21 protein-coding genes and 1 pseudogene are annotated in these 24,161 nt (G+C 69.7%); 13 read left to right on the top strand and 9 right to left on the bottom strand.

The features are described from left to right. Nucleotides 1-370: 370 nt before the first annotated feature. Complete coding sequence (locus tag ACFWW8_RS35720) at nucleotides 371-2,578, bottom strand: LuxR C-terminal-related transcriptional regulator (RefSeq protein WP_386536305.1); 2,208 nt, start codon at nucleotides 2,576-2,578, stop codon at nucleotides 371-373. Nucleotides 2,579-3,261: 683 nt separating this feature from the next. Between ACFWW8_RS35720 and ACFWW8_RS35715 the strand changes: the two genes are divergently transcribed. Next, entirely contained in the window at nucleotides 3,262-4,683 is a 1,422-nt protein-coding gene (locus tag ACFWW8_RS35715; protein ID WP_386536310.1) for an amidase, read from the top strand. 202 nt (nucleotides 4,684-4,885) lie between these two features. Continuing rightward, entirely contained in the window at nucleotides 4,886-5,098 is a 213-nt protein-coding gene (locus ACFWW8_RS35710; protein WP_386536303.1) for a hypothetical protein, read from the top strand. Nucleotides 5,099-5,213: 115 nt separating this feature from the next. On the opposite strand, the gene ACFWW8_RS35705 is transcribed toward ACFWW8_RS35710, so the two are convergent. The 4 genes and pseudogenes from ACFWW8_RS35705 to ACFWW8_RS35690 form a co-directional block, all read right to left on the bottom strand. Further along, nucleotides 5,214-5,813, bottom strand: a complete 600-nt coding sequence (locus ACFWW8_RS35705) for a hypothetical protein (RefSeq protein WP_386536312.1) — start codon at nucleotides 5,811-5,813, stop codon at nucleotides 5,214-5,216. A 178-nt stretch (nucleotides 5,814-5,991) separates the two neighbouring features. Further along, nucleotides 5,992-6,582, bottom strand: a pseudogene (locus ACFWW8_RS35700) (MFS transporter); the annotation flags it as partial. Nucleotides 6,583-6,623: 41 nt separating this feature from the next. Further along, nucleotides 6,624-7,466: a class I SAM-dependent methyltransferase gene (locus ACFWW8_RS35695; RefSeq protein WP_386536300.1), complete on the bottom strand. Its 843-nt coding sequence runs from the start codon at nucleotides 7,464-7,466 to the stop codon at nucleotides 6,624-6,626. A gap of 436 nt (nucleotides 7,467-7,902) precedes the next feature. Beyond that, on the bottom strand, nucleotides 7,903-9,291 hold the full coding sequence (locus tag ACFWW8_RS35690; protein ID WP_386536297.1) for a trypsin-like serine protease: 1,389 nt from the start codon (nucleotides 9,289-9,291) through the stop codon (nucleotides 7,903-7,905). A 636-nt stretch (nucleotides 9,292-9,927) separates the two neighbouring features. Between ACFWW8_RS35690 and ACFWW8_RS35685 the strand changes: the two genes are divergently transcribed. Further along, nucleotides 9,928-10,071, top strand: coding sequence for a hypothetical protein (locus tag ACFWW8_RS35685; protein ID WP_386536295.1), 144 nt, complete (start codon nucleotides 9,928-9,930; stop codon nucleotides 10,069-10,071). Nucleotides 10,072-10,311: 240 nt separating this feature from the next. Here ACFWW8_RS35685 and ACFWW8_RS35680 read toward each other — a convergent pair whose 3' ends face one another. Beyond that, on the bottom strand, nucleotides 10,312-11,385 hold the full coding sequence (locus tag ACFWW8_RS35680; protein WP_386536294.1) for a trypsin-like serine peptidase: 1,074 nt from the start codon (nucleotides 11,383-11,385) through the stop codon (nucleotides 10,312-10,314). Between the two features lie 838 nt (nucleotides 11,386-12,223). Here ACFWW8_RS35680 and ACFWW8_RS35675 point away from each other — a divergent pair. Next, the gene (locus tag ACFWW8_RS35675) at nucleotides 12,224-13,021 is read left to right on the top strand and encodes an SDR family NAD(P)-dependent oxidoreductase (protein WP_386536291.1); all 798 of its coding nucleotides are present in this window, start codon (nucleotides 12,224-12,226) and stop codon (nucleotides 13,019-13,021) included. A gap of 1,239 nt (nucleotides 13,022-14,260) precedes the next feature. On the opposite strand, the gene ACFWW8_RS35670 is transcribed toward ACFWW8_RS35675, so the two are convergent. Next, nucleotides 14,261-15,712, bottom strand: a complete 1,452-nt coding sequence (locus ACFWW8_RS35670) for an FAD-binding protein (protein ID WP_386536289.1) — start codon at nucleotides 15,710-15,712, stop codon at nucleotides 14,261-14,263. Nucleotides 15,713-15,940: 228 nt separating this feature from the next. Here ACFWW8_RS35670 and ACFWW8_RS35665 point away from each other — a divergent pair, with 228 nt between their 5' ends. The 6 genes from ACFWW8_RS35665 to ACFWW8_RS35640 all read left to right on the top strand — a co-directional run bounded on the left by ACFWW8_RS35665 (nucleotide 15,941) and on the right by ACFWW8_RS35640 (nucleotide 19,159). Continuing rightward, the gene (locus tag ACFWW8_RS35665) at nucleotides 15,941-17,569 is read left to right on the top strand and encodes an ABC-F family ATP-binding cassette domain-containing protein (RefSeq protein ID WP_386536286.1); all 1,629 of its coding nucleotides are present in this window, start codon (nucleotides 15,941-15,943) and stop codon (nucleotides 17,567-17,569) included. Nucleotides 17,570-17,749: 180 nt separating this feature from the next. Next, nucleotides 17,750-17,875 (top strand): sigma factor, encoded by a 126-nt coding sequence (locus tag ACFWW8_RS35660; protein WP_386536308.1) that lies wholly within the window; start codon nucleotides 17,750-17,752, stop codon nucleotides 17,873-17,875. Further along, nucleotides 17,872-18,000: a hypothetical protein gene (locus tag ACFWW8_RS35655; RefSeq protein ID WP_386536283.1), complete on the top strand. Its 129-nt coding sequence runs from the start codon at nucleotides 17,872-17,874 to the stop codon at nucleotides 17,998-18,000. Before ACFWW8_RS35660 ends, ACFWW8_RS35655 begins: the two co-directional genes overlap by 4 nt. 21 nt (nucleotides 18,001-18,021) lie before the next feature. Beyond that, nucleotides 18,022-18,240, top strand: a complete 219-nt coding sequence (locus ACFWW8_RS35650) for a hypothetical protein (protein WP_386536280.1) — start codon at nucleotides 18,022-18,024, stop codon at nucleotides 18,238-18,240. Between the two features lie 235 nt (nucleotides 18,241-18,475). Next, the gene (locus ACFWW8_RS35645) at nucleotides 18,476-18,607 is read left to right on the top strand and encodes a hypothetical protein (RefSeq protein ID WP_386536278.1); all 132 of its coding nucleotides are present in this window, start codon (nucleotides 18,476-18,478) and stop codon (nucleotides 18,605-18,607) included. Between the two features lie 237 nt (nucleotides 18,608-18,844). Next, complete coding sequence (locus ACFWW8_RS35640) at nucleotides 18,845-19,159, top strand: hypothetical protein (protein ID WP_386536275.1); 315 nt, start codon at nucleotides 18,845-18,847, stop codon at nucleotides 19,157-19,159. Here ACFWW8_RS35640 and ACFWW8_RS35635 read toward each other — a convergent pair. Next, nucleotides 19,105-19,656: a hypothetical protein gene (locus tag ACFWW8_RS35635; protein ID WP_386536272.1), complete on the bottom strand. Its 552-nt coding sequence runs from the start codon at nucleotides 19,654-19,656 to the stop codon at nucleotides 19,105-19,107. The two genes, ACFWW8_RS35640 and ACFWW8_RS35635, sit on opposite strands and share 55 nt — an antisense overlap. A 1,405-nt stretch (nucleotides 19,657-21,061) precedes the next feature. On the opposite strand from ACFWW8_RS35635, the gene ACFWW8_RS35630 reads away from it, so the two are divergent. Genes ACFWW8_RS35630 through ACFWW8_RS35620 form a run of 3 tightly spaced genes read left to right on the top strand, consistent with a single transcriptional unit; the run spans nucleotide 21,062 to nucleotide 23,119 of the window. Continuing rightward, nucleotides 21,062-21,352, top strand: coding sequence for a hypothetical protein (locus ACFWW8_RS35630; protein ID WP_386536269.1), 291 nt, complete (start codon nucleotides 21,062-21,064; stop codon nucleotides 21,350-21,352). A gap of 14 nt (nucleotides 21,353-21,366) precedes the next feature. After that, entirely contained in the window at nucleotides 21,367-22,185 is an 819-nt protein-coding gene (locus ACFWW8_RS35625) for a hypothetical protein (protein WP_386536266.1), read from the top strand. Nucleotides 22,186-22,240: 55 nt separating this feature from the next. Then, nucleotides 22,241-23,119 (top strand): alpha/beta fold hydrolase, encoded by an 879-nt coding sequence (locus ACFWW8_RS35620; RefSeq protein WP_386536263.1) that lies wholly within the window; start codon nucleotides 22,241-22,243, stop codon nucleotides 23,117-23,119. Nucleotides 23,120-23,631: 512 nt separating this feature from the next. On the opposite strand, the gene ACFWW8_RS35615 is transcribed toward ACFWW8_RS35620, so the two are convergent. After that, nucleotides 23,632-23,961, bottom strand: a complete 330-nt coding sequence (locus tag ACFWW8_RS35615; protein ID WP_386536261.1) for a hypothetical protein — start codon at nucleotides 23,959-23,961, stop codon at nucleotides 23,632-23,634. Nucleotides 23,962-24,161 lie beyond the last annotated feature (200 nt).

Below are 24,161 nucleotides of genomic sequence, written 5' to 3'. Positions count from 1 at the left end.
TGTCCATCCGATCCTCTCAGACCGCGTGGACGACCCATCGGACAGGACCTAGCCGTCCGGCGAACCGCCATTAGGCCGGCCTGAGCCGTTGCTGTCGGGGGCGTCGAGCCGGGTCGTCCCCAGGTGTGGACGCGGCCACAGCGGATGGACGGCATACCGCGGCGGACGTGGACCGGCGCGCCCGCTGGCAGGACGCGCCCAAACGCCACCGCCGTGGGCCCGGGGCTACGACCTCCACCACCGGGCGGCCCTCCCGGGCGACCCCGACGGCGGCCCGCTGCCCGGCCCCCACCGGGAGACGGCACTCCGAATCGCTTGCCAGCACGGTGCCAGGCGGCCGTGCACGGGCGGGAGCGTCGCCGTCAGTCGCTCAGTACCCGCCCGGACGCTCCGATCCCATCAACCTCCGGAGGCGGCGCCGGTCGCGTACGCCGGTCTTCGCGTAGATGCGGTAGAGGGTGTTGCTGACGGTCCGGACGGAGATCGACAACGCCTCTGCGATCGCCTTGTCCGGCATTCCCCGCGCGGCCATCCCGGCGATCTCGCTCTCCCGCTCGGTGAGCGGCACGAACGAGTCGGCCGACTGGCGGGGTGCCGGTACCAGGAGGTCACACTGTGCCAGGACGCGCTGCGCCGCGGCTGCCGCCCTCGCCGCGGCTCGTTGATCGCCGTCGCTCTGGTGCAGGCGGTGCAGTTCGGCATAGGCCTCGGCTGCCGCGGGCGCCGCTCCGACGCGCTGGAACCCCTCAGCCGCCGACTGCACGAGGCATGCCGAGCGCTCGGTGCAGCCCCGTGCGAACCGTACACGGGACACAAGGTAGTCGCCCTGAACCTCGATACGGGCGAGATCGGCTCCCGGAATCCGCAAGCCGAGCCGCGCGTGCTGGTGGGCGACGATCGCCGCATCCGTGTGGGCGCCCTGCTCCAGCGACTCCGCGAGCGCAAACCCGAGCAGTTCGAGGGCCAGGGCCCGGTCCCCCCGCCCGCACGCGGTGACGGCCTCCGCCAGGACGGTGTGCACCGTCCGGTGGGCGGGCGGGATCGAGGTGACGACGCCTGGATCGAGGGTGCGGTCCGGCACGGGGAGGGACGACTCCGCCAGCACCATCCACGCCTGTGCGGTGTTCCTCCACTGGGCGGACGGGGAGTGCGCCACGGAAGCGAAGAGCCGGACCGCAGCCCGCACGCGCCCTGTCTCCAAGCTCATGACGCCCAGGCCGACCTGACGTTCCGCAGCGATCTTGACCGACAGGTTCGACCTCCGACACTCCGCGACCAGGACCTGCTCGGCCTCGCGGAAGCTTCCTGACAAGTGCAGGGCCGATGCGTAGGCGCTCGTCAGGGAGCTCCGGACGACCGGAGGGCAGCTGCGCTGGTCGATGCACCCGACCGCCCCCCGGTAAGTCTTGAGGGCATCGAGGGGACGGCCCCGTCGGCAGTCGGCGAACATGGCGAAGACGGTCGCCCGGACCACTTCGGTCGTGTCGGCCGCGGCGCGCAGGGATGCCCGCGCGACCTTGCTGCACCGCGGGTAGTCGCGCTCGCACCAAGCCAGCTGGGAGGTCAGCAGCTCGCGCTCGAAGCGAGCGGGGACGAGGGGGAGCATCGCGCGGGCGGTTTCGTGGTCATGCGCCTGGAGAGAGGCGTTGACACGGTACGCCCACAGCAGGCCGGACGGGTCGGCATCACCGGTAGCGTGCACCGCTTGGACGTGCTCGTGGACCTCGGCGTTGCGGCCCAGGGCGATCAGGGTGTCGAGGAGTGCGCGGTGGGCGGCCAGGGTCCCGAACCGGACCAACCCGGCCCGGGTTACGGTGAGAGCCTCGGTGAGGTCGTCCCGTTCGGTCAGGATCGCGACCGCCCTCAGGAGCTCCGCCTCGGTGCACTCGGCGTGCACGGACAGACTCCACCCGACCAGCCGAGAGATCTCGTTGTCGGACAACTCCGCGCTGCCCAAGGCTTCCTTGTACGCGCGCAGATGGTGTCGGCTGCGCAGGTGAGCCACCTCGGCGCGCAGCGCGTGTGGCAGGAGGGGGTGCGCCGTTCTGACGCCGGGCGCGGCACCGGGGCTGTCGCACGAGACGCGGATCAACCGGAGGTCTTCGAGACGGAGCAGCGTCTCCTCCCCGATGACCCGCTCGAGGGCACACAGGCGCCCCGGCTCGGCAAGCGCGATCAGCTCGAGAGCACGGCGCTGCTCGGCGGCGAGTCCGTCGAGGGATGTTCGGTGGAGGGATGCCATGGATGGCACGGAGACCGGGCCGCCGGCCGCCGGCTGGTCGCTCCGGGCCAGTTCCCGCAGGAGGAGCGGGTTGCCACCGGAGAGCTTGGCGAGGTGCGGGCTCGCGGCCGCCGCCCTGTCCGTCACCAGCATCGACCTGGCCATCCGCTGGGCGTCGGCCGGTTCCAGGGGCTGCAGTTCGACACGCTGGAGTCTCTGCTCCTTCAACGTGCGGGCGATCGGAGCGGGCAGCGGCATCTCGGAGGTCGCTGCCAGCAGGACCACTCCGCGCCGTTCCCCCATGTAGGCGGCGAGGATGTCCGCCAATGGATCGGAGAGCAGATGGGCGTCGTCCACACAGAGGATCGTGCCATTGAGCTGTCTCTCCAGGGCCCGATGGAACTCCTTCGCCGAGGGCATCCGCTGCACGCCTCGCGATGCCTCATAGCCGTAGGCGAGCGCGGGAACCGAGCGGTGAGCGGACAGCCGCGCCAGGACGTGCCGGGTAAAGTGCGTTTTACCCACGCCGAGGGCTCCGACGATCAACGCACCGCGCGCCGGGACCTCGTGGTCGAGGCAGCGGAGCACGGACCTCAGTTCACGGCGCCGTCCGATGAGCTCCGGCAGCTCCGCAGCCGCCGGCCATGCGGATGGACTCTCCGGTGCCGACCGCCCTCTGTCCTGCATGCGTGCACCCCTCGCGCTGCCGACGGTGGCGCCCGCCGTGCCGGGCGTCCGGACGAACGTAAGCTCCTGGAACGAGAGTTCGCAACAGGCGGCACCCGGAACGCGCCACACTCCCGCACGACTGCGGGACGGCCGGCGACGAGGGAGCTTGCGTGCTCGCGTGCCAGTACGACGCACGAGCCCGGCAGATGGCTCGAGCCGTCCGGACCATGCGCGCACCGCGTCGGCCCAGGCGAGTTCGCCGAGTGTCGGGGCCGGGCCCGGCACGCCCTAGACGAGGGGCGTCGGAGGACGTGGTCGTCTTCTACTGTTCGTCCCAAGAGTTGATGAATCCCCGACGAGAGCCGAGGCCGATGCCCCCCTATTATTCAGCCGACTTGACGGAACAGGTCGCCGCACTCGCCGAAGGACGCGTCTCCAGCCGCGCCCTGATCGAGGAGACCCTCACCCGCATCCACGCGGCGCAGCCCGTCCTCAACGCGTTCCGGCGATTACGCTCCGACACAGCTCTGGACGAAGCCGACGACGCCGATGAGCGACTGGCGGCAGGGATACGGCTTCCGCTGCTGGGCGTACCAGTCGCGATCAAGGACGACACCGACCTGGCGGGCGAGCCCACCGCGTTCGGCTGTGCCGGCGATTTCCCGCTCAAGACAGCCGATGGCGAGGCCGTACGCCGGCTGCGGGCAGCCGGCGCGATCATCGTCGGCAAGACGAACACTCCCGAGCTGGGCCAGTGGCCCTTCACCGAGGGCACGGCTTTCGGCGCTACGCGCAACCCGTGGAACCACGAGCACACGCCCGGCGGTTCCTCCGGAGGCGCCGCGGCTGCGGTCGCCGCAGGTCTCGTCCCGGCGGCGCTGGGATCGGACGGTGCAGGATCCGTCCGCATTCCGGCTGCCTGGACACATCTGGTGGGCATCAAGCCCCAGCGTGGCAGGATATCGACCTGGCCCGATACCGAGTCCTTCGAAGGACTCACCGTTCCGGGGCCGCTCGCCCGTACGGTCGCCGACGCCGCCCTGCTGCTGGACGCCGCGTCCGGCAACCATCCAGGCGACCGGCACCGGCCTCCCAGTGTATCGATGCTGCCCGCAGCTGGCCGTGATCCGGGCCGGCTGCGGATCGCCCTGTCCCTGCGTGCCGCGTTCGCAGCCACCCCCGCGCCGCTCCACCCCGAAGTGCGCCGGGCAACCCTCGGCATGGCCGAGACCCTGTCGGCCCTCGGGCACGACGTCGAAGAAGCCACACCGCGCTATGGTTTGATCGGACTCACCCAAGTGCCGCGGGGCATGGCGGGCATCGCGCAGTGGAGCACCCGCATCCCCGAGCAGGAACTCCTTGACCCCCGCACTCGCAACAACGCGCGTCTGGGACGCGCGCTGGCCGGACCGGCCCTGCGTGCCGCCCGCGCGGCAGAGGGTCCCCTCCAGCGCCGGGTAGGAAAGATCTTCCACCGGTTCGACGTCGTCCTCACGCCGACGACCGCCACTCCTCCCCCACACATCGGCGCGATCGGCGGCCTCTCCAACAACCGCACCAACCGGACGATGATCGCCTGCTGTCCTTACGCCTGGCCCTGGAACGTCCTGGGCTGGCCCGCAGTCAACGTCCCGGCAGGTTTCACGGCGGCGGGACTGCCGCTGGGTGCGCAACTGCTAGGACCAGCCGACAGCGAGCCGCTCCTGATATCCCTCGCGGCACAGTTGGAAGCCGACCAGCTCTGGCAGGAGCACCGGCCGAACGAACCGACGGCACGCCGCTGCGCGGTCTGAGAGCGGCGGGTCCCGCCGCAGGGGCTGTTGCCGCAGGTTCAGGTGTTGCGGCGGGACCGGCTTGCCTCCGAAGGCTCCGCAGATCCCCGCACCCCACCGGATTGGCGTTCCCGTGCCGCCGCGCGCAGGACGCAGAGTCGCTTGAGGACCATCGCTCCATGACCGTGTGCCTTGGCGGACGTGCGGATAGAGGAAGGGACGCATGGCCGGGAGCAAGAACGGACAACTGGCCCGCTCCTGCAAGGGCAGGAATCCGGAACCCGAGCCGTTCCGCAGGATCCTGCACGACCCGTCCACCGCCCTCGTCATCTACGGGACGGCCGGGGTCGGCAAGTCCCGGTTGGCAGAGGAGTCCCTTGCCGAGCCGGTCGCCAACGGCGCGCGCACACGGCCTCCACGGTCACGATCCCGTTAGGTGCGGTCCGCCACCGCGTGGACGAGGGTGACCAACCGGGAAATCCAGCATCCTCAGTTCGGCACTGCGTGACATCGCAAGCCGGACGTCGTCCATCCGGCCGCACTACGGACCGTCACGAGGCCCGGGCGGCGTCCCCGACCGGCGGCGCCTGCGCTGGCAGGCGGCGGACCGCTGGCACCGCAAGGAGCTCCAGCGCGCAAGGGTGTGACAGCGCCGTCATGGCGAACAGGGTCGCCCGGACGCCTCCGGCAGTCGAGACCGGGCCCGCGAGTGCCAGTCCCAGCGGCATGAGCCCCGTCGCCAGCAGGTAGTCGAACGAGTTCACCCGGGACAATGCGTGGTCAGGGACGTGCGTCTGGAGGGCCGTCTCCCGTAGGACGAAGAACAGCGAGACCGCGGCCCCGGTGACGGCTTCGAGCAATGCGATCATGACGAGGGGAGCTCCGGACCCGATGACGGCGGCCTGGCGCGTGCCGATGGTCAGCGCTGCGGCAGCCACGGCCAGCGGCTGCGTGGGGCGAAGCCGGTAGGCGCAGGCGTTGCCGGCGAAGGAGCCGAGGCCGAAGGCGGCGACCGCGGTCGACCAGTTGGCCGCCCCTGGCCAGTCCTGTTCGGCCAGGACGGGTCCGAGGACTAAGACGGACGGCAGTACCACGACGTGGTAGACGCCCATGGCCGCCATGTAGGCCCATACCCAAGTGTGCTGACGCACGTGCTGCCAGCCCGCACGCATGTCGGCCAGGAGTGCGGTGTGGTCGGCGGACTCCGACGCGGTCCCGGCCAGGGAACGCGGGCGCAGTCCCGCGAGGAACGCGGCGCTGACGGCGAACCGTCAGGGCGGCCAGGGCCAGCGCACCGCCGGGACCGGTCAACGCCACCAGGCCGCCGGCCAGGGCCGGGCCCAACACGAGGCCGGTCGAGCGACATGCCGCGCAGGGCATTGGCCTCCGCAGCCGTCCGGCGCTCACCACCAAGGGGAGCAGGAGCAGTCCCGTGGCCGCCGGCATGAAGAACGCATCTGCGGCTCCGAAGACGCCCATGAGCACGGCGAGGTGGGTCACGGTGGCCCGGCTGGTCAGGAGCAGGAGGGCGACGGCCGCCTGGGCGCCGAGGCGCACAAGGTCACAGACCATCATGATGCGGTGCCGCGGGAAGCGGTCGGCCCACGCCCCGCCGACCAGGGTGAGCAGCAGGACGGGCACCAGCGCGGCGGCGGCAACCAGTCCCACGTCGGACGCGGAGCCTTCAGCGGCGAGCACCGCGAACGGCACCGCCACGAAGGAGACGCGGTCGCCCGGGATGGACAGGGACTGCCCCACGAAGAGGTGGGTGAACTGCGGTTCTGCTCGCAGCACGAGGGGAACCAGTGAGGGCACTGGTGAGCCAATCGGAGTGAACCGGTGGGTGGGGGCCGCTTGCCACGGCGGCTCGCGCCAGTCAAACAGAGCCCTCCGTCCCCCACGTGAGGAGCACCTGCCCATCCCGCGGCCGTACTCACGGGCCGCGCCGCGGCTGGGCAACATCAACCCCCGTCGTCCGTGCGGCCCATCGGGACGCGGGCGCGCAGGGAGTAGAGGACGGGGAGGTGGGTCCCGCTGACGGGCAGGCGGTAGAGGCCGTCGGCGTCACGGGGCAGCAGACCGCGTCCGTCGAACTCGACCGCGGTGTGCTCGCCTAGCCGCTCGAGCACCAGACCGGACCCGGCGGCGGCCGTGACGATTTCGCCCAGCGAATGGGGGTAGTTAAAGGCCTCGTACGTCGCGATGGGTACCCCCGGCCCGGCGTAGGTGCCGGTGACCGTCTCCCGTTGCGGATCACCGCCGCCGTAGGGCCAGTCGGCGACGAAGGGGTCCAGGCCCGCCACCGTCTGGTACGCGGGGTGCAGGTCGACCAGGACCAGGCTGCCACCGGGCCTCAGGGCCCTGGCCGCACCGCGCATCCACGCGTCCAGGTCCGCGACCCAGCACAGCACTCCGTACGTGCCTACGACGAGGTCGAACCGCCCTGCCAGTGCGCTCGGCAGGTCCTGGGAGTCCGCCTCGACGAAGGCCGTGTCCAGCCCCGCCCGGGCTGCCAGTTCACGGGCCCGCGCGATCGCGGTCCCAGAGAAGTCGACGCCGGTGGCCTTCGCGCCCAAGCGGGCCCAGCTCAGAGTGTCCATGCCGAAGTGGCAGTGTAGGTGCAGCAGGTCCAGTCCTGCCACGTCACCGGCCACTTCGCGTTCGAGGCCGAAGAGCGTCTGGCGGCCTGCCAGGAACGTGTCGACGTCGTAGAAGGTGTCCTGGGGGGTCGTCCCGTGGACTCGGGCCCGGGCGTCCCAGAGCGCTCGGTTGATGGCAAGGTCTTCACGCGGATTCTCGTTCATGGCCTCAGCTTCCCAGTACCCCAGCGTCCAGACATGTCTCTTTGCTGAAGGAGGCGCCCGGCGGACCGGGACGTCTGGCGTCTCGAGTGGGCTGTGATGACATACCGCCCGCCGGTGCGCAACTCCAGGCCGGTGAGCCTCATGGCTCGCCGGGCGGGCGGATACGGCGCACCAGCAGATGCATCCCGTCCGGCCATTGCGGACGAGTGACATCGAGAACCAGCAGCACACGACGCCGGCCACCTCATAGCGGGAACCATCAGCGGCAACCCCTCACACCAGGAGGTCGGATCACGCCGCTGATGGTTCTTCACGTCGGGCTCCAAGTCCACCGGCTACGACGAACTCAACGGGCGAGAGACCGGTAATTTTATCATGATCACGGCATGGCGCAAGCTCAAGAGCTCAGGCCGTCCTGCTGAAATGCGCCGACCCATCAGGGAGCGGTGGTCACCAGACCCCAGTTGTGGCCCTGCGAGGCGGAGATCGTGGTGTAGTAGATGTGGTTGGAGCAGTACCGGCTCTTCGTTCCGCCGCCCATCGTCGTCAGACCGGTGCAGGTCACGTATTCGTGCGGCCAAGAGGAGAGGGCGGACTGGATTCCGCGGGCACGGACGCCCTGGAGGTCCGAGTCAAGGGTGAACACCCCGCTGCCGCTGTCTCCCTGGCCGGCCGCATTCGATCCGTCCCAGGAATGTGCCTCCACGGCCTGGTGGAGGACACCGGAGTACGCGTGGGACACGAGCAGGTCGACCGCGTCCACGATGATCCCGCAGCGCGTGCCCGAGTAGGCGCCGTTGGTGCACACGTAGTCGTTGACATGGTTGCCGCCGACACCGCGCACTGTCATGTAGGTCAAGTCGGTGCTGCCCGTGGCGGCGCCGAACCACATGCGGGCGGCCGAGCTGGTCTGGTTCCGCAGGTCGATCACCGCCAGGTCCCGGGAGTCCCACTTGGCCTTGATGAAGTTCTTGGAGACCTTACCCACGTGCACATCGACGTCGGGGAGGTCGCCGACGGGTGTGCCTTCCAGGCAGTGCGCGGCCGTGAGCATGAGCGAGTGGCCGGAGGCGTCGTGGAGGGGGAAGCCAGCCGTGCATCCGTTGCCCTTGGAGTTGGTCCACGCCCCACCCCAGTTGGGGTTGCTGTCCGTCCGGCGTTCGAGCACCGTCGAGTTCAGCTGGGGGGAGACGGACTGCGGAACGGGCTCCCCGGGGGCCTCACCGGTGTCGACGGGCCGGTCGGGCTTCACCGACACCTGCATCCCGAGCGACTTCACGACGTCGAGGCCGCGCCCCTGTTCGACGCTGCCGGTGACTCCGATGGACAGGCCGGACGCGTCCGCGGTGGGGCCGGCGGAGACGATGTGCGTCGACTGGTCGTCGCGGTGCTGCATGACGAGCTCCGCAGCGGCGAGCATCTCCTCACGCGTGTAGGACGCCGAGGAGACCAGCACGCGTTCCGGCGCGCCGGCGATGATGCCCTGGACGTCCTGGGGCAGCGCCCCCTTCCAATAGAGCTTGATCCGGTGGTTCTGCAGGTCGATGGCGACCGAGCCGTAACCGGAGCCCTTCTCCGGCACGGTCTCGAGGATCCGGTCGGCGAGGGTGTCAAGGATCTGCTGCTCGCCCATCGCCGCCGACCACGAACCGTAGCCGGGCGGGGGCGGGGTCGCCTGGAACCAGCCGCCGCTCGGCACGCCCTTGTCGTCGTCGCCCGCGACGGCGTAGGTGCTGGCCTGGACGGAACCGGCCGCGAGCGTGAGCAGTACACTGGCGGCAGCCGCGACGAATTTTCCTTTTCGGCGAGCCGAACGACTCATCATGACGCGTTCTCCTGAGATCTTTATCCCGGCGTAGATCCCAAGCGGAACGTGCGGAATCTGATCGCAAGCGCGATCAACCGGAGGAATGAGACCTCTGCACGCTAGAGGGTTCCACCAGCGGGCCACGAGAGTATTCAATTCTCCAATTCGCGCTGTCGCCTTGGAAACGAGTCGTCCGATGAGTCGTTTCCCGTAGCTCGGTGTGGAGATGAGACCGGGAGGCGCAACACGGCCGGAAGCGGGTCGCTGCGGCCCAGGAGCGCCGACGGGTGCGGGCCCCACCGCCGCGGCGCCCCACGAGGCGTCGCGGGCCGCGCCGAACCCCTGGCACCGCAACCCCGTCGATGCACCGGACTGGTACACGCGCACCATCGTGATCGACCCGGCCGTGGGTGCGGCCACTGTCGCCGGGCCCTTCCTCACCGGCCGCTCCTGGTGCGTGCTGCTCTTCGCGGAACCGCTGACGCTCTTCTCCGCCTGTACCGCCCTCATCAGCCGCGGCCCGGACCATTGGCAAATCTCCGGTCACCGCCGCACGGACCAGACGGTCCCATCGCTTCATGCCGACCTCCTGCTGGGCATCGGTGCGGCCTGGCGGAACCACACGTACGAGCGCAACCACACCAACCCCACCGCGTGGACAAGGATCCGGACGTCGCCGCGGACGTGCTCGTCTTCACGCCGGAGCATGCGACCGACCAGAGCGGTGCCGACGGCTGGCTCACCCGGCACCCTGCCTGGTTGTTCTTCCCGTTGCTGACACCGGAGGCCTGGCCTTGAAGGTGTAAGGGTTCGGCGCTCCCGGGCAGGAAACGATTGCCGGCACGCCCCCGGGGCCCGCGCGTTCGAAGGCGGTCTGCCGTGGCCCGTCTCGGCGGGGCGTCGTGCTCCTGTCGGCTGCAGTGCCGCTCTTCAGCGTGCTGCTCCTCGCCTCGTTCCAGCAGATGCTCCTAGGGTGGGACCGCGGGGTGGCACCGCGGGGTGGCCGACGAGGGGCCCCGAGCCCGGCGTACCAGACCGTCAGTAGCTCAGCATGAGGTTGTAGAGATCCCACTCCTGGTCCTTGAACTGCGGTCCGATTTCGGCGGGTTGGAATGGGAAGGCGTAGGGCCGGTAGAGCGACGTGACACTCACCGCGTAGCCGACACCCGTCGTACCGCTCTCGTCGAAGTCGGTCATCCAGGAGCCTCCGCTGGCTCCGGGACCCATGTCGCAGGGGGCGAGCTCGATCGCCCCGGGGTGGTACGACGTCGTCGTTGTGGTCACCGGGTCACAGGTGAAGAGGTACTTGCCGTCGCCATAGTTGTGCGGGTAGCCGAACGCCCGGACCCTCTGTTGGGCGGCCTCGAAGAAGCTGATGCCCTGGGCCCCGACCTTGTCCTCGATCTCCAAGCCGTTCTGCGCGGCCAGAGCGACGAATCCGAGATCGTGTGCCGAGTCCTTGGTGGTGTGCCAGCCGCCCGTGACCCCGTATCCCGAAGCGACCCAGAGACCGCCGAGCTGGTAGTTGACGGCACCGGAGTAGCCCGGCGCGAACACCACGTTGGTGTTCCACGCGGTCGTGCCGAGGTCCATGAGGCAGTGTCCCGCCGTGAGGACTAGCTTGCCGGTCTCCGCCTCGATCACCGTGGCGGTGCACGATGCGGGCGAACCGTGCGAGTCGTCGAAGAGCAGCTTGCCGATCGTCGAGGCGGGCTTGCGCGTCGACGGCCCGGTCCACTGACGGGTGCCGAAGGTGCCGACGACGGAGGACGGTGCGGCGGTGCCGTCGACCGGACCCCGTCGGGGCGCGAGGCGGACCGGCTCGTGCGTCCTGGCATCGTACTCACCGGCGGGTCCGGTGGCCGCCGAGGGCAGTTCGAGGCTCTTAGGGGCCTCGATCGCCTGCTTGACCCGCTCGGCGCTCCAGTGCCTGCGGACGGCGCTCACCGCGTCGGCGTCCAGCGCGGCGGCCTGGTGCGAGACCTGGAGGCGCACCGCCGAGGGAGCGAACTCCTGCTCCGCGCGGGCGGTGGAGGCGGAGGCCGGGGCAGCGAGGAAGGCAGTCGTCAGGAGTCCGGCGATGGTCGTTGTCACATGACCGCGCTTGAGCATGGCTCACCTTTGTGCTGGGAGTGTGGGGGCCTCAGTACGGCCTCCCACCCGCGTTTGGGAAAAGGACAGTGGCGCGGGTGCGCGAGTTCGGCACCGAGGGGCGACCAAAACCCGGCACACAGGGGAAACGGACCTGGACCGGTTCGCCGCCGGGGCCGGAACGACCCGTCCGGTGGGGGATCCGGCCGTCTCTACGCGTCAGCGTATCCAGGCCGTTCCACGACGGATGAGTATCCCGCCCTCCACTTTCCCGGAACCGGGCGCTGGTCACGGAGGACGCCGGGACGCCCCCACGGGTCGTCCCGACGCGAACCGGATTGGTCAGCAACCTCAGCTGCAGAAGCACTCGGTCCGACTGGCGTGCACCCGACCTCCTGAGGCCGGTGCGGTCGTGGAGGACTGCTCGAGGCAGACGGCGTGGCCAGCCGCCTCCCCGCGCATCCGGACCTCCTGCGCCTCCCGCACCTCCCAGCAGTCGATCAGCAGGTCGGCCGACCGGAAGTGCGCAGTGACGGCGACCACCACCCGAAGGACCGCTCCGCCCCCGCGTGCCTCCGCACTGCGGTCAGCCCGCGCGTGAGCCACCGCTCGCGCGGCTTCGTGACGAGCGCCACCCAGGAGAGCGCAACCACGCCGTTGAGCGCCAGAAACGGGAAATAGGCAGCACGGGGCCCGTTCGCCGAGGCGGCTCGCGGCTCCGTCAGCCTTACCTCGCGGTCGGCACGCCCCCGACGATGAGCAACCACTACTCACACGTCGGCCGACACCACCGGCGGACCGCTCTCCGGCCCTACCATGCGTGCAAACGGACACGCCTGGGCGGGAAAGGACGTCATATATGCGCATCTCGGGGTCGAACGTCTTAATCACCGGTGCGACGGGGGGGATCGGCGAGACCCTCGCCCGCACGTTCGCCGCACGGGGAGCCCGCCTCGTCCTCTCCGGACGCCGCAAGGATGCCCTGGACGACCTGGCAGGACAGCTAGGGGCGGCGCGCACGGTACCGGCCGATCTGGCCGATCCGCAGGACGTGGCACGTCTGTGCGAGGAATGCGGCGACACCGACATCCTCGTGGCCAATGCCGCACTCCCCGCAAGCGGGGACGTGCTGGAATACACCCCCGAGCAGATCCGACGCGCGATCGCGGTCAATCTGGAAGCCCCGATCATGCTGTCGCGGTCGCTAGCGCCCCGGATGGCACAGGCCGGCCGCGGCCATCTGTGCCTGGTGGGGTCCATCTCCGGCAAAGCCGCTACGAAAGCGACGGCCATGTACAACGCGACCAAGTTCGGCCTGCGCGGCTTCGCCTTGGCGCTCCGTCAGGACCTGCAACCGACCGGTGTGGGTGTCTCCCTGGTGCAGCCAGGATTCGTGAGGGACGCCGGCATGTTCGCCGCGACCGGCGTCGAACTCCCATCGGGCATGCGCACCGTGTCGCCCCAGCAGGTGGCCGACGGCGTCGTCAGAGCGGTGAGCCGCAACCTGTGCGAAGTTAACGTGGCACCGCTGGAGCTGAGGGTCCTCAGCAGCGTCGCCGGGCAGTTCCCGGCCCTGTCCGAGCACGTGCAGCGCCGGTTCGGCGCAACCGACGAGGCAGTGACGGGCATCGTCGACGCCCAGCGCGCGCGGCGCTGAATCGACCCCGCTCCCCCACTCCGGCAGGACTGCAGCCGGTACCTGCCCGCACGGCGACGCGCGGTCAGGTACCGGCTACTCATGTCGCACACCCTGCTGCTTCTCCATCATGAAGACGAGGCTCGAGCCAGTGGGCTTCCCCACCGCAAAGTGGTGGGGGGATCAGCCACTCTGCGGCCCTTCGCCGGTTCCCCGAGACACTCCGGGGCGCAGCCGTCTGCCATTCCGTCCCAAGGAGAAGCCGTGCACCACCTGACAGACCGTGACGAGCGTCGCCTGCTGCTCCGCCACGAGCAACGGATCTCGACTCCGCTCGGCGTGACGCGGCACCTTCGCCGCGTCTGGAACCGCATGTGTTTCATATTCAGTTACGTCGACCCTCACGACGTCCGGGCAGCGAAGAGCAGGCTCGGTGACGCGGAGCCGGCGTGGAGCCCTGTGCCCTGATCTAACAGCAACGCCGACTCCGCCCGCACGGTCACGCCCGGCTCGGCGCCCCGTACGGCCCGATCGTCTCGGTCGGTAGTTTCGGAACATCCGGGATACTCCCCCTGAACGCGATTCACCGGCGCCTCGTCCTCTAGCAGGCCGCAGATGGCCGATTTCCACCCTGTTGACGGAGGCGTGCTGGTCCTGCAGCCACTTGCGGGCGGACTGGAGTGCTCCGTGGCGAAGACCGGCTACGCTTTCGTCGCGACCCGCTGGGGACGCGACGACGTCCTTGTGCACGGCGCCGACGGATTCGGCGGATCGCTTTCGCCCGGATTCCTGCGGCACCTGGCCGGGCCGCGGGGACGGATGCGGGTGACCGATGTGACATCGGCAGCGCGGGGCGCCGGTGGAGCGCAGCGCCCGGCGCCCCTGACCGGGTATGCCGACCACCCCGCGTCCGGCACGCCCGCCGGCTCAAGGAGGGCGTGAAGGCGTCCGGGGACGGCCGCGGACTGGTCACCGTGTCCGCTGGCCTCGCGGGCCGCGCCGAACTCGGGATGGCACTACACCGTTCCGTCAGCCCGGTCCCGGACGGGGAGGGGCCCTCATAGCCGATGCCCTGTCCCTCGTCCCACGCGGCGAGCCCGTCTTCGCCACCAACGGAGCTGCTCGATCTCCGCGCCCGCAGGCGGTCCCGCTGGCCCGTATGTCCCCGGGGCCGGAACACCGGTGTACTGGGAGCAGGTCGCGTCGCTTCGCCGGCGCTCGTCCCTCCGCAGTAGAGGAGGGACGAGCGCCGGGGGTGCGTCAGAAGATGCCGGGGCCGGGCGTGAGCACGTGGTCGGGGTCGAACCGCTGCTTGCGGTCCTGGAAGGCGCCCCACTCGGCGCCGTAATGCTGCTGCCAATCCGCCTGGCTCATCGGCGTCGACCCGATGGGGTAGAGCGTCGAGCCTAGGGCCCGCGCCTGCTCGTACAGCGTGCGGTTCCGGTCGAGCTTCTGCGCCACCCAGTGCGCCGGGACGATCTCCTCCGACGAGGTCAGGATGTCGAAGAGAAAGACCCATTCCCCGTCTTGCGGCGTCCGGAAGAACGGGCGGCTGAGCTTCGACCTCCTGATCGCGAAGAGGAGAATGCCCCCCGTGCTGCCGGCGTCGTCCGGGCGCAGCGTAGACAGCGCAGAGGTGACGTACGCCTCGGCCTGCGCGTCCGGGACGAACACGTCGAACCACGGCTTCGTGTAGCCCTTGTAGGCCCGGGGGAACTTGTCGACCACATCATTGACCCGCGCCGTGTAGGCGGCGTAGGTGCTGTCCGCGGTGATGGCCGATCCAGCGGGCTGGGTGAGTCCGCGCAGCAGGAACGCGTCGTTGGGAGTGGTGCCCTTGGCATGGGCCGCGGACGCCTGGACGACGTAAGTCACGCCGTTGTCCGCGACGGCGAACGCTCCGTTGACCGAGGTGAACTCGGCGCGCGTCAGCAGGGTCCGCAGGTCGGTGAAGAAGTTCTTGGCGTCGGCGTAGAGAAGGGTGTACTGCCGTACCGCGTCCGGAGCCGGCACCATGGCTATCCGGGCGCTGACGATCAGGGCGACCTGGCCGAGCGTGCCGAGGCATGCCTCGAACAACTCACGGTTGCTCGCGGGAGAGCAGACGACGAGGTTTCCCTGGCCGGTGACGACCGTCAGCTCCAAGACGTTGTCCACCTGCGCGCCGTGGTGGATGTTGGCGGACACCCCGCCCACGGAGAGCGTCCCCCCGACGGAGAGTTCCGTGTAGTCGGTCAGCGCAGGCGGGGTCACGCCCTGCAGCAGGCCGGCGGTGACCAGCTCGGACCAGAGGACGCCTGCCTCGACGTGCGCGGAGGTGGCTGTGATCTCGCGAATCTTCTGCAGACTGCGCATCTCGATGACCAGACCGGGGCAGAGCCCCTGCCCGAAGGTGGTGTGCGCCTCGCCCCGGGCTGACACCTTGATGCCCAGGCGCGCACAGTAGCGGACCATCTTCTGGATGTCGGAGGCGTTCTTCGGACGTAACACCGCCGCCGGGGTCACCGAGACGATGTTCCCATTGTCCGTACTGTCCTTCTGGAGCGAGGGGGCGTCGAAGACGAGTTCACCGTCCAGAGCGGGGACGAGCGTCCAGTCGGAGGCGGGAGCCGCCGCGGACGCCTCGGTGATCCACGTGCCCGACGCAGTGCTGAACGCGATGACGGTGGTCGCCGTCCTGGCGAGGAAGCCCCTGCGGCTTATGTCTTTCATCGTCAATCCCTGTATCGCTGGCTGGTATGCGCGGCAACGTCATGCCGGTCCGGCCGGGTCCGCCGGCACGGCCCGGCCATCTTCCCCTTCTCTCCGGCAGGCTTCTTGAGTACTCGCATACCATCTCTGCTCCCTCGGCGGAGCGGTTCGCTCCCGCCTGCGGTGGAACGCACTGCACCTCAAGATGAGTAGGGACTCCTCATGGTCGCCGAGTGATCAGCCCGGAAGATGCCCGTCATGGGACATGTGGAAGCCGGACACCTGGAGTACTACCTACCGGACGGGCGGGTGCTGCTCGGGGACGCGTCGTTCCGGGTCGGCGAGGGCTCCGTCGTCGCTCTGGTGGGCGCGAATGGCGCGGGCAAGACGACCCTGCTCAAGCTAATCTCCGGTGAGCTGCAGCCGCACGGCGGCGGGGTGACGGTCAGCGGGGGCCTGGGGGTCATGTCGCAGTTCGTCGGCTCGGTGCGGGACGAGCGCACGGTCCGGGACCTGCTGGTCTCGGTCGCGCAGCCGCGACTACGGACGGCCGCGAAGGCGGTGGACGAGGCCGAACACCTGATCATGACGGTCGACGACGAGACCGCGCAGATGAAGTACGCGCAGGCGCTGTCGGACTGGGCGGACGTGCAGGGGTACGAGGCGGAGACCCTGTGGGACGTGTGCACGATGGCCGCGCTCGGGGTCCCCTACGATAAGGCGCAGTTCCGCAAGGTGCGCACGCTCTCGGGCGGTGAGCAGAAGCGGCTGGTCCTGGAGGCGCTGCTGCGCGGCCCCAACGAGGTCCTGCTACTCGACGAGCCGGACAACTACTTGGACGTGCCGGGCAAGCGGTGGCTCGAGGAGCAACTGGCGGCCACCCGCAAGACGGTGCTGTTCGTCTCGCACGACCGGGAGCTGTTGTCCCGGACGGCGGAGAAGATCATAGCGGTGGAGCCCGGTATGGACGGTTCGGACGTGTGGGTGCACGGCGCTGGCTTCGGCACCTTCCACGAGGCCCGCAAGGAGCGCTTCGCGCGCTTCGAGGAGCTCAAGCGGCGCTGGGAGGAGAAGCACGCGCAGCTCAAAAAGCTGGTGATCAACCTGCGCCAGGCTGCGGCGGTCAGCCACGAGATGGCCTCCCGGTACGCGGCGGCGCAGACCCGGCTACGGAAGTTCGAGGAGGCCGGCCCGCCGCCGGAGCCGCCGCGGGAGCAGGAGATCACCATGCGCTTACGTGGCGGCCGCACCGGCGTGCGGGCGCTGACCGTGGAGCAGCTGGAGCTGACCGGGCTGATGAAGCCCTTCTCGCTGGAGGTCTTCTACGGCGAACGGGTCGCGGTGCTGGGCTCCAACGGCTCCGGCAAGTCCCACTTCCTACGGCTCCTCGCAGGTCAGGACGTGGCGCACACCGGTGCCTGGAAGCTGGGGGCGCGCGTGGTCCCCGGGCACTTCGCGCAGACCCACGCGCACCCAGAGCTGTTTGGGCGGACGCTGGTGGACATCCTGTGGGCCGAGCAGAGCAAGGACCGGGGCGGCGCGATGTCGGTGCTGCGCCGGTACGAGCTGGAGCGGGAGGGGGACCAGGCCCTCGACCGGCTCTCCGGCGGCCAGCAGGCGCGCTTCCAGATCCTGCTGCTGGAACTGTCCGGAACCACCGCGCTGCTGCTGGACGAACCCACCGACAACCTGGACCTGGAGTCGGCCGTGGCGCTCCAGGACGGGCTGGAGGCGTACGAGGGCACGGTGCTGTGCGTGACGCACGACCGCTGGTTCACCAAGTCCTTCGACCGGTACCTGGTCTTCGGCACGGACGGGGTCGTCCGGGAGACGTCGGAGCCGGTGTGGGACGAGCGGCGGGTGGAGCGCCACCGCTGACCCCCGGGCCGAGCGGGCCTGTGATCCGGACGCCATCGCACCGGTGGAACCCCGCCGCGTCGTCCGGACAGTCACAGGTATGAAAACGAGCGAGCCCGCCCGCTCCGCGCGGGTGACCCGGACAGCTTCGGGGAACTCTTCGACGAGCACGCCCGAGCCGTCTACAACAACGTCTTCCGGCTGACCGGTGACTGGTCGGCCGCCGAGGACGTGGTGGCTCTGACGTTCCTCGAGGCATGGCGTCTACGCGCCTCGGTGGATCCCAAAGGGGACTCCTTACGGCCGTGGTTGCTGGGCAGGCCGTGAGGCGCCACGAGGCCATCGTCGGGCGTCTGTCCCGCGACACGGTGGTGCCGGACTTCGCGGACGGAGTCGTCGGCCGGATCGACGACGCCAACTCGATCGCGACCGTCCGCACGGTGCTCTCGTGACTGCGCCGGGCGGAACGCGAGGTGGTCGCACTCTGCGTCTGCGCCGGTCTCGGCTACGTGTCCGCCGCCCGCGCCCTGGACGTCCCGGCGGGCACGGTCCGCTCCAGGTTGTCGCGGACGCGCAAGAACTTGCAGAGGCTGGCGCTGCCCAGTGACGAACGCACCGGCACCACATCTGCCGCCCTCCGAGAAGAAGGCCGCGGCATCGCGGCTCCGTGTCCCCATAAGGAGAAGCTATGAACCGCGGACCCGTTCCGATCAGCCCGGAAGACCGCATCGAGCTGCCCCGGCGCCTGCCCGTCCCCGCCGACCGGGGCCTGCCCGATGACCGCCGCCATGACCTCAGGGCGTTCTTGTTCCGCGAGATCCGGCTGGACGGTGCGCGGGCACACAGGCTCAGCAGGACGGGCGCCGGGCCTGGCGGTTCGGTCTGCCCCTCAGAGTGCTGGCCGCCGCCGGCCCGATGGTGGCGGCCGTGGTCGTCAGGAGCGACCCGGCCCCTGCCACCTCCCCGTTCTTCGTGGCTTGTGCCGACGCGCTCAAGCGCGATGCCGGTTCCTTCGTCGTCGACATCCGTGGCGGCGAGCCCCTGAACAGGCCTGTGTGAACCGCTCCGTGGAAAACGCCGCCCCGCGCGGGGGAGCCGTGGACGGGTCCCAGCGAAACTCGTCGTCGGGCGCGCCCTCCCGGCACGGCGTGCCGGCGCCCTACGCGTTCCCGCACTGGTGAGCTGCACCTCCCCGGACGGGATCGCGGGGCTGTTCGTCTACCCGCGTCCCGCCGTGATGACCGACCTGCAGGCCTGCCGCTCGGTCGGCCAGGTCCGGCCGGAGGACCGCCCCGTGTGCGCGGGGGCGAGTGCGAGCGCGGTCCGCGGGACTTCGTTGACTCCCGGGTACGCCGGGAAGCGGGCGGCGCCGCGCACAGGGAGGGCGCTGCCTACACCGGCACCCGGGCCGCGGTGGTCGACGGCCTCGAGGCCTTCGGAATGGACCGGTGGCGCGTCGACGACGCCCGCGAAGGCCGCAACGACACCGCCGACGTCTGGTACGTGATCCATGAGTCGACGGGTGTAGTCGACCTGCGCAGCGCCGACGACTCCGGTCATTGCACGACCCCGGGCCACGGCCAGGACGGGGTCGCTTCCGGTGAGCGGTAGACGTCGACCACCAGGCGGTTGGGGTCGGCCAGGGTGAACGTGCGGTAGCGGCTGCCGGAACCGAGGGACACGCCGAACTCGACGTGCCCCTCGAAGTCACTCAGGAGCTGCACGCCCTTGATCCCGTCCAGGGTCAAGGGCTGGACCGGCGGGTTCGTGTACGTCACCGCACCCGCATCGTCGTGGGCGGCGGCGGGGCCGACGTCGAGCACCAGGTACGAAACTCCGGCGATCTTGAAGTGCTCCGGCTCCCCCCTCGGTCCCGTGTACATCCCGTCCGGCACGACCGTCGCCCGGACCGTTGGCAGGGTGCCGTTGGTCAAGTCGAAGACCAATCGGTCGTGGTCCGGATGGGCAGCGGCCCGCACGTCGAGAAACCGGGCCATGGTGAAGGGGGCGGCGATGGCGGGAGTCGCGACCGTCGCGGTGAGCCCCACGGCGAGGACAGCCGCGGACACGGCAGACCCGCGGATCAGGTGGCGTAAAGAGAGTTTCATGTCGGCAGTTCCCTAGAAAAGTCCACGTCAACGGCCGGTGACAGGCTGCTGGTTCCCTTGCGGAATGCTCTCACGCCCTCGCGCCGGAACCGTGAGTGAGACCTACTCACGCTGCTGGCGAACGTGTGGCCCCGCCGGGCCCTCGCAGATCGACCAGCCGACCGGTCCCACCAGGACAGGACGCCTTGCAGATCTGCGGACTCAGGGCTCGCGACAGACGTTGGCCCCCCAGGACGGGGGGGTCAGGCCGGTCGACGGACTCGTGGGCCGGGCCTATGTCCTGCGGGTGGTGATGGTGCGCGTACGGGTCTGACCGGGAGCGCTCTTGGCGCAAACGATGGGGAATTTGTGTCGGGTGTCGGGCAGGTGCACCACGCTTCCGTCCAGGAACGAGTCGACCTCGCTCCCCCCATGCTGCTGGTACGCCGGGTCACACGGGCGCGGTCCAGTGATCCCCTCTCCGGCGGACCGCAGCGGCCCCGCATGACAGAGGGGTGTGCCTGCCCCACGCGTGCCGGCCCGGTCCTGGCGACATGACCGTCAGGACACCATCGCGTCCGGGTCGAGGAAGGCGTGGAACCGTACAGGAGTTCGTCGGTGTCGATGACCTGACGTAGCCGTGCAGGTGCTTGGGGCCGCCGCCGGCGTCGCGTTGGCGAACGGATCGGTGCTGTCGCGGATGTCGTCCTGAACGGTACCGTCGGTCTTCCCGCAGTGGTCCCCGTCAAGCAGCCGCAGCTGCCGACCGCGGCACGTCGTGCGCCCGCACGGGTTGTCCGCCGTGGGGCCGGGCCGTGCACAGCGAGCTCGCTCGAGCCCGCGGGAAACGAGCGCTCCACGAGAAACACGGTTCAGCGCGACGCCATCGGGGGCGCGAACGTCACCAGGCAGCCGCACCATCCGGTGCGGCTGCCTGCGGTGACATCCGCGGGGGATTGGATGGTACGTCACACGAGTATTGGATCATGGGAAAGCACCTCATCCCTGAGTGATCACTATTCCGAGGCGCGCATGCCCGAGCAGCCCACCGCGAGCCATCACCCAGATTGACGTGAGCACCACAGAGATTCTTTCTGCTCTCGCCTGGGTCCGGCCGATTGCCGACCTCTTTCACGGTCAACGTCGCTGACCATTCCCGCGCTCACCGAGCGTGCCGTGTCCGGGACCGCGGCCGCCCGCTGCACGGGAGGAAGGACGCGCCAGGAACGCGGACAGGGCCCAAGAGGTCGACAGGGCCCTAACCGGTTCAGGTAGGGAGTACTCATCCGCAGGGCCGCACTCCCTACGTTCTCCTGATCACGGGAGCGCACACGCGCCTTTCCCTCACCGCCGAACCGGCCGTGTCTGGCCCTCCTTGTCTCCATAGGCCGGATTTGGCCGGAAACGCCCCCAACTGGATGTTGCCATGAAACGACGCGCACGACTCTTGCTCCTGCCCCTCCTGGCCGCCGGGCTGGCGGCTGGCCCCGTCACTCCCGCCCTGGCGAAGCCGGGTGCGCCCACGACCTCGATCGTTTCCATAGGCGACAGCTACATCTCCGGTGAAACCGGGAGGTGGGCGGGGAACAGTGTGGGCACCGGTGGCAACAGCATGGGAACCGATCTGGCGTACAAGGATGGAAACTCGGACCCTGCGCGCGTGTACGGGTGGACGGCCGACAACGGATGCCACCGCTCGGACAAGGCCGAGACCTGACCAACTCGATCACCGTGAACAACAAGCAGAACATCGCGTGTTCGGGGGCGAAGTCCGAGGACACCTGGCGCGCTTCGCACGGCGGCCAGTGGTTCAAGGGTGAGGCGCCCCAGGCCGATCGCCTGGCTGGCATCGCCGCGACCAAGGACGTCAAGATGATCGTCCTGTCGATCGGCGGCAACGATCTCGGATTTTCCGACATCATCGAGAGCTACGTCGCGCACTTCATGTTCAGTGAGAACTCCTGCAACGCCGGGGTCCAGGAGGGGCTCAACGCCAAGATGGTGAAGGCCATGGCCGGTGTGGGCAAGTCCATCGACAAGATACGTGCCGTGATGGCCGCGAACGGATACGCGACGAAGGACTACCGCCTTATCCTCCAGGCCTACCCGTCTCCCGTTCCCCGGGCCTCCCAGCTCCGGCCGAACGTCAACCGCATTACGGCGGGGTGCCCCATGTACGACGCGGACCTCAACTGGGCCCGCCTCTCGCTGATCCCGCGCATCGCCTCCGAGCTGCGGAAGGTCGCCATCGAGAAGGGGAACGAGTTCCTCGACCTGCAGGACCTGTTCGACCGGCACGAGGTCTGCTCCTCAACCACCTTGCTGGCCGATGTCAAGCACTCCCCTTCCCGAGTCACGAGCGAGTGGGCCCGCTTCCTGGCTCCCGCCGCCCTCCTCCAGGGCGGCGACACCAGTGAGTACTTTCACCCCAATGCCTTCGGCCAGGTCAAGATGGGCAGCTGCTTCTCGCTGCTCAGCTACGGGAATAGGGGCCAGTACGACTGCAGCAGCTACGACGACATTGAGTACATCACTCCGCTGAGGCCCTGACGCGGCGCCGGTGAAGAGACCGGCAGCACCCCGACGACGAGAGAGGTACGACGACATGGCTGCATGCTCGCTGCCCCCGCGACGGCTCGGTACGACTGCGCTCCCGGACGGCAGACAACTGGGGTGGGCCGAGTGGGGCCCCGAAGACGGGCGGCCCATGCTCCTGTGCCCGGGTGCCGCAGCCAGCCGGACCGTGGGCCTCGGCACCGTGGAGCTCGACTCCCTGGGCGTACGGCTCGTCTCGGTCGACCGTCCCGGTCTCGGTGCATCGACGGCAAGTCCGCTGCGGACCCCGCCCGACTTCGCCACCGACATCGGCGAACTGGCTGCCCGCCGTGGGTGGCGGGAACTGGGGATCGTGGGGTGCTCGCAAGGCGCCCCGTTCGCCCTGGCGTGTGCCGCGGCGGGACTGGCCGGGGCGGTCGCACTGGTCGCCCCGGTTAATGAAGTGGCACGGCCGGAGACCGCTCGGCTACTGTCGCGGCAGGTGCACCAACTGGCTGAATTGGCGGCGCTGCGGCCGCAGGAGGCTGAAGCGTTCTTCGCCGGCTTCACCCCGGCCGCGATGCGGGAGCTGATCTTGCGGAACAGTCCGCCGTGCGACCGCGCCGTCTACCAGGATCCCGCCTTCAGCGCTGCCCACTCCCGGGCCCTGGCGCTGGGCTTCGTCCAGGGGTCCGGCGGCTATGCGCGGGACACGCTGCTCGCGATGCGATCGTGGGGGCGCGACCTGTCGGCCATCACCGCGCCGGTGGACGTGTGGCACGGGTCGGAGGACCGCGGCCACTCGCCCGACCCGGGCGAGCTCCTGACTACCCGCATCCCTGGGGCCGAGCGCCGCGTCGTGCCGGGCGCCGGCGGGTCGCTCCTGTGGACGCATGCCTGTCTCATCCTGCAGCGGCTGCTGGCTCGCTCGGTCCGCGACGGCTGCTGAGCGCCGGTGCCCGGATGTGCACGGTGTCCGGGCACCGGGTCCCCTCAGCCGGATTCGGGTGTCCCGGGCGTGCGGGTCACGCGGCGGGACCCGATGCCGATCCGGACGGTCGTGCCTGGCGATGTCCCTGCTCGGGAATGGCGGGTCGATCCGCTGCCGGAAGCAACAGTCGAACTCCCCATGGGCCTTGCGGACCTCGTCGACCGGTGCGCCGCCGTCCGATGCTGCAGGCGCCGTGAGGGTCGTCTCGACCTGGCGCGTGCCCGTCCGGAATCGGCGGGAGCGGCCCCGAGGAGCATGCCGAGGACCGCCACGGTCAGTGGGCGCACGAGGGCGCCGGGCACTTTTGCTCCCGGCGCGCGGAGCACCGCGTCGAGCAGGCCTGGTACGTCGTGGCGGAGCGCAGGTCGTGTTCGGGGTGATGGGCGGTCATGCCCGTCTCCTCGATCGGTGCGCGGGTAGCAGTGCCGAGGCGCGTGGCCAGCAAGGGTGCCCGCGCCTGCACGCGGTCGTCAGGCGGGGATCTCCACGACGCGCACCGAGTTGACACCCCACCAGCAGGTTCCCGCGCTGGTGCTCCGAGTCTCGCCGAAGGAGAGGACGGAGGGGCCATACAGGGTCCCACCCGCCGTGCAGTCGACCTGCACCTTCCAGAGGCCCGCCCCGGTGCAGGTCGCGCCACCGTAGTAGGAACCGAAGCTGCCACCGGTATAGGTGGAGCACTGGAGCTGGTAATACGGGGTAGTCTCGGCCATGGCGGCCGGCGCGGCCATGAGGGAGAGGGCGGCTGACGCGGCGATGCCGGTCACGGCCAGTGCGACGTTGCGTTTCATCATCATCATGCCGGAGACCATAAGCACGTCCCGACGCTTTCGACTCACGCCCCGGACCACATCGAGTGGGCATTACTCAGGGTCTCGTACGACTGCGACTGGTTCGCGGACCCCTCAGCGTGCTGGATGCTGCACGACGAGGTCGGAGGAGCCTTAACAACTCCTAACGAAATGATCTTCGGGCTGGTTGGATGGGTCTGAGGACGTGG

Source organism: Streptomyces sp. NPDC058701 (assembly GCF_042715295.1).
Classification (GTDB): Bacteria; Actinomycetota; Actinomycetes; order Streptomycetales; family Streptomycetaceae; genus Streptomyces.
This window is presented reverse-complemented; position numbering and strand designations above follow the sequence as displayed.